The 2,767-nt window shown below is 73.7% G+C and carries 3 protein-coding genes; 2 read left to right on the top strand and 1 reads right to left on the bottom strand.

Features of this window, described 5'->3' with window-relative positions; all coding sequences use genetic code 11:
• Positions 1-872 (top strand): methyl-accepting chemotaxis protein (locus tag ACTUAL_RS09135; RefSeq protein ID WP_440899945.1); only part of this gene is annotated, 872 nt, incomplete at its 5' end.
• A gap of 293 nt (positions 873-1,165) precedes the next feature.
• On the opposite strand, the gene ACTUAL_RS09130 is transcribed toward ACTUAL_RS09135, so the two are convergent.
• Positions 1,166-1,951, bottom strand: a complete 786-nt coding sequence (locus ACTUAL_RS09130) for an enoyl-CoA hydratase/isomerase family protein (protein WP_096492313.1) — start codon at positions 1,949-1,951, stop codon at positions 1,166-1,168.
• Between the two features lie 75 nt (positions 1,952-2,026).
• Between ACTUAL_RS09130 and ACTUAL_RS09125 the strand changes: the two genes are divergently transcribed.
• Positions 2,027-2,494 carry a GNAT family N-acetyltransferase gene (locus ACTUAL_RS09125; RefSeq protein ID WP_440899944.1) on the top strand — a complete coding sequence of 156 codons (468 nt, stop codon included), beginning with the start codon at positions 2,027-2,029 and terminating at the stop codon, positions 2,492-2,494.
• Positions 2,495-2,767 lie beyond the last annotated feature (273 nt).

The raw sequence follows: 2,767 nt of genomic DNA, 5'->3' as shown, positions 1-2,767 counted from the left end.
TCGACCGCCGCTACGAGCTGGGCAGGCTCGGCGGCGCGCTCAACCGCACCTCCGACTCGCTGCGCGGCACCGTCGGCTCGCTGCGCGACCACGCGCACTCGCTCGCCGACGCCTCCGCCGAGCTGGACCGGACCGCCACCCGCATCTCCGGGTCGGCGGGCAGCGCCAGCGACCGCGCGGACGCCGCCAGCGGCGCCGCGACCCAGGTGTCCGGCGACGTCGACGCCGTCACCCAGGGCACCGACGAGATGGGCATCGCGATCCGCGAGGTGTCCAAGAACGCGGGCGAGGCCGTCGCCGTGGCCGCCGAGGCGGTCGCCGTGGCCGAGCGCACCAACACCACCGTCGCCCGGCTGGGCGCGTCGTCCACCGAGATCGCCGAGGTGGTCAAGGTGATCACCTCGATCGCCGAGCAGACCAACCTGCTGGCGCTGAACGCCACCATCGAGGCGGCGCGCGCGGGCGACGCGGGCAAGGGCTTCGCCGTGGTGGCCAGCGAGGTCAAGGAGCTGGCGCAGGAGACCGCCCGCGCCACCGAGGACATCACCCGGCGCGTGCAGGTCATCCAGGAGGACACCTCCGGCGCCGTCGAGGCCATCGCGAGCATCGCCTCGATCATCGACCGGATCAGCGGCTTCCAGACCGTGATCGCCGCCGCCGTCGAGGAGCAGACCGCGACCACCGGCGAGATCGCGCGCCGCGTCGCGCAGGCCGCCGAGGGCAGCAGGGACATCGCGTCGAACCTCGCGGGCGTCGCGGACGCCGCCGCGTCGTCCCCCCGCGACGTGGACGAGTCCCGCGGCGCGGCCTCCGAGCTGAACCGCATGAGCGGGCAGCTGCAGGAGCTGGTCGGGCGCTTCCGGCTCTCCTGAACCGGTCCGCCCCCGAACGCCGAACCCCGCCAGGAACCCGACCGCCGCCGCCCTGTCGAGGGGCCGGGGCGAAGCGGTCGAACGCCGCCGGTGCGAACCGGCGGCGGCGTGAGCGGCGAGCGGGCAGGGCCCCCCGCGGGGCGCGCGCGCGTGTCCGGCGCGGGGCGCACCCCCGGTAGGGCGGACCCCGCGGCGGCCGGGAGGGCCGCCGGGTTACCTGGCTCCTGACCGGGCCGGAACCGGTCGTCGATCGGCGTCGAACGGGCGGGTCGCACCACGCCCCTGGCCCGGCGTCACCGCCCCGCGAACGTCGCCCTCCCCGGCCCGTCGGCCAGGAACGAGCGCACCGCGCCCCGCAGGTCCTCGGTCGCGAACAGCCCCGCCGCGATCGTCGCCACGTGCTCGTCGGCCTGCGCCACCCCACCCGCCTCGTAGTGCGCGAGCACCCGCTTGGTGGCCGCGTGCGCGCGCGTCGGCCCCGCCGCCAGCGACTGCGCGAACGCCAGCGCCGCCTCGTCGAAGCCCTCGTCGGGCAGCACCCTGTTGACCACGTTCCACCGCTCCAGCACCTCGGCCGGGTAGCGCTCGCCGGTCATCACCAGCTCCTTGGCCCGCCCGACCCCGGCCCGCGCCGCGAGCCGCTGGGTGCCGCCCATCGCGGGCGTCATGCCGATGACCCGCTCGACCAGCCCGAACTCCGCGCTGCGCGCCGCGAGCAGCACGTCGCACGCCAGCGCCACCTCGAACGCCCAGGTCAGGCACAGCCCGTGGGCGGCGAAGACGGTGGGGAAGGGCAGCTCGGCCACCCGCTCGGTGAGGTCGATCATCTCGTCGAGCAGCGCCTCGGCCGCCTCGGGGCCGTCCTGCTCGGCGAACAGGGCGACGTCGACGCCGCCGCTGACCACCCGGCCCTCGGTCCGCACCAGCAGCGCCCGCGCCGGTCGCGCCGCCAGGTCGTCCACGGCGTCGGCGAGCAGCTCGCGCAACTCGGCGGTGTAGAGGTTCAGCGGGGGAGCGTCGACCGTCAGCACGGCCAGCCCCGCCGCGTCCCGCGCCACGCGGACCAGTTGCTCAGGCACGTGGCCGGACTCTACACGCGGGCCACCCGCCAAAGCAGTTGTCCGAACGGCCCATTCCCTGCCACGGTCCGAGTCATGGGGAATTGGTCCGTTCGGCCCGTCGACCCGTTCGGCGACACCGCTTCCGCCCTGGTGCGGGCCTACTTGCACGACATCGTCTCCCGGTACCACGGCAGGCCTGCCACCGAGGCGGAGGTGGACCTGGCGATCGCGGACGACCCGACCGACGACCAGACCGGGTTCCTCGCCGCCGAGGTGGCCGGTGAGCCGGTCGGCTGCGCCGCCTTCCGGATGGTGACGGAGGACACGGTTGAGCTGAAGCGAGTCCACGTCCTGCGGGAACACCGGGGTCAGGGGCTCGGGAGGGCCCTGGTGGAGGCCGTCGAGCGGGCCGCCCGCGACCTCGGCGCGCGACAGGCGCGTTTGGACACCAGGAGCGACCTGATCGAGGCCAGGGCCATGTACGCGGCGCTCGGGTACCGCGAGGTCGAGCCCTTCAACGACGACCCCTACGCCCACCACTGGTTCGGAAAGCGGCTATAGGCCCCATCGGGTTTCGATATAACACGTGTGATCTGACTCACTTGACAGGTTTAATGCCTCACAGTTGAGTAGTGCCGAAAGTTGGGCCGCGGATATGAAATGGGGATCAGTCCAGTGGCTTTCGCAGTGGAGTTGACTTTTCGCGACGCGCGACAGGTGCGCAGATCGATTCACCTCGCGCACCGCGAATACTGGCGACCGCTCGCCGAGCAGGGCGTGCTGGTCGGCACCGGGCCGTGGGCCGACGGCAGCGGAGTGCTGCTCGTCTGCCAG

This window comes from Actinosynnema sp., assembly GCF_052038725.1.
The sequence above is the reverse complement of the archived record's forward strand: the minus strand, read 5'-3'. Positions and strand labels throughout refer to the sequence as shown.

What these genes read in the sequence shown, in the direction of transcription:
- ACTUAL_RS09125 (WP_440899944.1), top strand. Translation starts at nt 2,027, where the DNA reads ATGGGGAATTGGTCCGTTCGGCCCGTCGACCCGTTCGGCGACACCGCT.